Below are 4,715 nucleotides of genomic sequence, written 5' to 3'. Positions count from 1 at the left end.
GTATTGTTCGCAACATATCAAGCGGAAAGAAAGGAGTCATAAGTTTGGCATGCCCGGTATCAATAAGAACCACGTTTTCTGCATAGTCAGCAATTGCATATTGTGAGCAGGCCTTTTTCCCAAGCATTCCTGTCTTTTTAAGATTTTCCGGCAAGGGTATAACTACCATGCCTTCTCTTTCTAATTTATCTTTAAGTTCATGACTAAGTGAGTCTTTGTTAATTTTGCAGGAACCACTCATCGCACCATAGCTTCCATCGGCTTTTTTACCCATTATTTCTTTAACATCCGCTTTGGCAGTAATACTTACCCGCGGGCCAAATGTCGGACAACGAAGAATACACATGGCGCAGCCGTTACCATATTTTAAGCAATTTCCCATTGGGCCTGAAGTCCCAGTTGTGTCAACAAAAGCATCGCCTTTAATAATTTCTTCGTTATCATCAATGAGATATTGTATTTTTCTTCCATATTTAACTACACCGGATACCCTTGTTCTGGTTCTAATTTCAATACCATAATTTTGAAGAATTTTTTTCACAAGTGGCTCCATCGTAGTTACATCATAAAATGAGGCATGACTATGTCCGGGAAAATGTATGCCTTTATGCTTACTATTGGCGTCCATGGCTACAAACAAATCTCCCCCGCCCATAGCAATAGCTTCTTCAGCAGCCGTAAACCTTCCATTGTTGCGGAATATGCCACCAACCAGTCCTGTTCCTAAAAGTAAATCCGTGCGTTCAAACAAAACAACTTGTGCACCGGCTTTAGCCGCTGCTAATGCTGCAGCACAACCAGCCCAGCCACCCCCAACTACGACTACTTTAATCATGGACTTCGCCTCCATTCCACTGCTTAACATCACATTACAGTGTATTCCTTCCGACTGGAAGTGCCACAATGTAGAGATAGAAAAAACTGGTAACAAGATGTCACCAGTTACATGGCAAATACATATTGACATATATAAACAGAAAACAAAAAGCTAACTATATCGCCTGACAACCCAACCAAGAGAGCATACCGCGGATTGCTGATAGCCACCGCTCCAAAGTACACGGTAAGTACATAAAAAGTAGTGTCAGTACTGGCCAGCACAGTGGAAGCAATTCTTCCAACCATTGAGTCAGGTCCATAAGTATTTAACAGTTCAGTTGCCATTCCCAGAGAGCCACTGCCTGATAAGGGACGCATAATAGCTAGCGGCACTAATTCAGCTGGAACTCCCAGCACATTCAATAGTGGGGCCATAAGAGCCACAATGGCATCCATAGCACCTGATGCCCGAAAAATACTGATAGCCACCAGCATAGCTACTAAACAAGGTATTATTCGGATGGCTGTTTGGAAGCCTTCGGCAGCCCCCTCAATGAAGGCTTCATATACTTTAACCCTTCGCAAATAACCAACAATTGGAATGATAAGCAAGACAACAGGAATAGCCCAGACTGACAGCTGTTCACTTAATTCAATCAACATCCAGTAGGAGTCCTCCTTTAACGCCTAAATAGGATTTGGCATAACCGGTCAATAATTAATACAAAAATAGTGGCAAACAAACTAACAATTAAAGTTGGTCCGACAATTTCGGCAGGATTTACCGAACCTGTCGCCGAGCGCAGCGCAATAATAGTAGCAGGAACAAGAGTAAAACCAGTCGTACATAAAGCCAATAAGGTACACATAGCTGGGGTGGCCGTGGACTTTTGCGGATTTAAAGTCTGTAATTGCTGCATGGCCTTGATTCCCAGCGGTGTTACAGCATTTCCCAGACCGAGCATATTGGCGCTGATCGTCATAATGATGGCTCCCATTGCTGGATGATTTTTAGGAACACTGGGAAATAACAAACCAACTATCGGCTGCAAAATAAAAGAAATAGCTTTAATTAATCCAGATAACTCTGCAATCTTCATCATCCCCAGCCATAGACACATAATTCCGATTAAATTAATTGCCAACTCTACCGCATTTTTTGCTGCGCTAATGGCACTGTCAGTAACAACCTCAATTCGGCCGTTAATTCCAGCATAAATAATACCGCTTGCCATAAGTAGCAACCAAATTATGTTAATCATCACTATCACCCATTATGATGTATGACAAAATAGAGCAGGCTAGAACGTCAAAAGGACGCCTTCAGGCGTCCTTTATGCAAAATTACGAATTATAAATGTCATGAAGTTTACTACTGATCCCCAAATGAGTTTAAAAAAAGATTTGCGCTCCACGGTCTGATCTGCAATCAGATCACTAGCCCCAACTTCTACGTTATTATACAGAACTTTAACTGTACCCAGTTTCTGCCCGGCAACAATTGGCGCAGTAACTTTGTTGGGTGCATCAATAATTGTTGTAAATTTGTCCAATTCATTGTCAGCTACAGGTAACATAATATCGTTGGCTGCCAACAGTTTTACTATGCCAGCTTTACCTTCACTAACTGTAACTGTCTTTAAAATATCGTCTTTACGGACAAAAACTTCCTTGGTAAGTTTACTAAAGCCAAAATCCAAAAGTTTTATGGAATCATCCCACATATATTCACTGTCCAAAACTACTGCAATAATTTGAATACCTTCACGGTTGGCGGCTGAAACCAAGCAACGTCCGGCCGCATCAGTATAACCGGTTTTAACTCCATTAGCTCCATCATAGAGCCATAACAGCTTATTTTCATTATATAAATCCCGGTCAAAATCTTTACCTGGCCAAGGAATTACTTTGTGTTTGGTGGAAACAATTTGGGTAAACAGCGGATTTTTATAGCCATATGCCGTAATTTTAGCCAGATCATGTGCCGTAGTATAATGCTCTTCATCAGGCAAGCCGCTGCTATTAGTAAAATTACTATTGAGCGCACCAATAGCATGAGCTTTGGCCGTCATTTGCTTGGCAAAATTTTCGACCGAACCTGAGATATGCTCAGCAATTGCTACGGTTGCGTCATTGCCAGAAATCAGCATTACGCCATACAACATATCCAGCAATGTAAGCTGCTCACCTTCTTCAAGCCACAATGACGATCCTTCCGTGCTGGCGGCATTTTCACTGGCTGTAACAATATCATCTAACTTACCATATTCAAGTGCAGTTATCAGCGTCATAATCTTTGTAGTACTGGCTGGATAACGTCGTTCTTCAGCATTTTTGCTATAGAGAACTTTTCCTGTTGATGCTTCTATGACAATGGCAGCTTTGGCCGTTATTTCTGGTACAACATCTTCGGCAAATATAGGTTTTGGTAAAAGTAGCAGATATATTAGGAAGATTATTCCAAGAGTATTGAGTCGTCGCATAATTCAATCCTTTCGCATTGGCTAAATCAAACAATATTATATAATCAAAACTGCTGAAGGTCAAAAGTAATTGTTTACCAATTTAATCCACTTTATTACCTAGCCTTAGCTATTGGGCATTTCATCATGAATCTTAGTCGCTAATACTGCCCTTACGTAGGTCGATAATAATATTGTGGCATTATTTGAGCGTAAGACGGAAATAATAGTAGCAAATCAAGGAGGTGAAGCAATATGGAAACACTTGATCTTGAAACTTCGCTACGCACCACTCTTACACAAAAGCAAGAGCTTGTGCGTGATTATCAGTCATTTGCCGATCGTATTAAAGACCAAGAAGTATCTAAGATGTTCAGACATTTCGCAGAAGCCGAAGCATTGCATGCCACCCAAATCAAGGAGAAATTGGATGATTTAGCGAACAATTAGTACTATATATGTAAAAACCCACACAATTATGTGTGGGTTTTTACATATATAGTACGATTATCACTTACATGAAGCTGAGATTATGCCTGGGTTTCTGCGGTTTTGGCAAGCTCTTCCATATCGTTTTCTTCGTCATTGCCATTTCCAAGCATACTTTCAATTTTATTGATTACTTGTGGCACCAAATCAATAAGCCGGTCATATAAAAGATTGCTTTCCACGGACATAAACCGCACTCCATTTGTTGGCGAACAAACTAAAAAACCTACCGGTTTTACACTTATACCAGCCCCGCTGGCGCCACCAAAAGGATGGCTGTTAGCTGCTGTATTTTCGGCCTCATAGTCGCCGCCACCAGCCGCAAATCCAAAGGTTACCCGCGATATAGGAATAATAACGGTTCCATCAGGAGCCTCCACGGTGTCACCAACAATGGTATTGACATCGACCATACCCTTGATACTTTCCATAGCTGTTTTCATTAAACCCTGTATCGGATGATCAGCCACTGCGAGTCGCCTCCTTGTGCGATGAATGTACTATTCTTGCCATACTTGCAGTAATAACATTACCAAGTCTGATTCTGAATATACACCTTAGCTCAGCCTCCAAATAGTCGCATCCATATTTTGGCATTAATTTTACTGTAGGTTCAGCATCCATGATCAATCTTTGGGGTAATGTTCTCAGCAATGTTTCCAGTATGGCAGCCAATATCCCCATCATGACACCCGTAACTGCCGCATCCTCAAAACCATAAACAATCTTAATGTCCAACCTGTCACAATGCATTTTTTGAGTTAACTGGTTAGTATAGTACTGATAGCTGCGAAAAAGTTTTCTGCTTTTTCTAAGTAAACGCAAGAATCGTCTAGGATTGTGAACTAATATGGTTACTACTTTTTTTACGAAACGCTGCTCACGCTCTACCCGTGTCTTCGTTTTGGCATGAGAAGCGTGTATCGTTGAAGTAATCCAGGGCAA

General features: G+C 41.1%; 7 protein-coding genes. 1 reads left to right on the top strand and 6 read right to left on the bottom strand.

Going from position 1 to position 4,715, the window contains the following annotated elements; all coding sequences use genetic code 11:
* From AC29Z1_RS13725 to AC29Z1_RS13710, 4 genes are all read right to left on the bottom strand, one after another.
* Positions 1-835: FAD-dependent oxidoreductase (locus AC29Z1_RS13725; RefSeq protein WP_488272019.1), on the bottom strand; the 835-nt coding region annotated here is incomplete at its 3' end.
* Positions 836-942: 107 nt separating this feature from the next.
* Positions 943-1,482 (bottom strand): spore maturation protein, encoded by a 540-nt coding sequence (locus tag AC29Z1_RS13720; protein WP_488272018.1) that lies wholly within the window; start codon positions 1,480-1,482, stop codon positions 943-945.
* A gap of 17 nt (positions 1,483-1,499) precedes the next feature.
* Positions 1,500-2,081: a nucleoside recognition domain-containing protein gene (locus AC29Z1_RS13715; protein WP_488272017.1), complete on the bottom strand. Its 582-nt coding sequence runs from the start codon at positions 2,079-2,081 to the stop codon at positions 1,500-1,502.
* A gap of 72 nt (positions 2,082-2,153) precedes the next feature.
* The gene (locus tag AC29Z1_RS13710; protein WP_488272016.1) at positions 2,154-3,302 is read right to left on the bottom strand and encodes a D-alanyl-D-alanine carboxypeptidase family protein; all 1,149 of its coding nucleotides are present in this window, start codon (positions 3,300-3,302) and stop codon (positions 2,154-2,156) included.
* 234 nt (positions 3,303-3,536) lie between these two features.
* On the opposite strand from AC29Z1_RS13710, the gene AC29Z1_RS13705 reads away from it, so the two are divergent.
* On the top strand, positions 3,537-3,731 hold the full coding sequence (locus AC29Z1_RS13705; protein ID WP_488272015.1) for a rubrerythrin family protein: 195 nt from the start codon (positions 3,537-3,539) through the stop codon (positions 3,729-3,731).
* Positions 3,732-3,811: 80 nt separating this feature from the next.
* Here AC29Z1_RS13705 and ytfJ read toward each other — a convergent pair whose 3' ends face one another.
* On the bottom strand, positions 3,812-4,240 hold the full coding sequence (ytfJ, locus tag AC29Z1_RS13700) for a GerW family sporulation protein (protein WP_488272014.1): 429 nt from the start codon (positions 4,238-4,240) through the stop codon (positions 3,812-3,814).
* Positions 4,233-4,715 (bottom strand): DUF2953 domain-containing protein (locus AC29Z1_RS13695; protein WP_488272013.1); only part of this gene is annotated, 483 nt, incomplete at its 5' end. The genes AC29Z1_RS13695 and ytfJ, both read right to left, overlap by 8 nt.

This window comes from Sporomusa sp., from assembly GCF_057736855.1.
This window is presented reverse-complemented; position numbering and strand designations above follow the sequence as displayed.

Coding starts and splice junctions, on each gene's coding strand:
- AC29Z1_RS13720 (WP_488272018.1), bottom strand. CDS start 1,482: ATGTTGATTGAATTAAGTGAACAGCTGTCAGTCTGGGCTATTCCTGTT.
- AC29Z1_RS13710 (WP_488272016.1), bottom strand. CDS start 3,302: ATGCGACGACTCAATACTCTTGGAATAATCTTCCTAATATATCTGCTA.
- AC29Z1_RS13715 (WP_488272017.1), bottom strand. CDS start 2,081: ATGATTAACATAATTTGGTTGCTACTTATGGCAAGCGGTATTATTTAT.
- AC29Z1_RS13705 (WP_488272015.1), top strand. CDS start 3,537: ATGGAAACACTTGATCTTGAAACTTCGCTACGCACCACTCTTACACAA.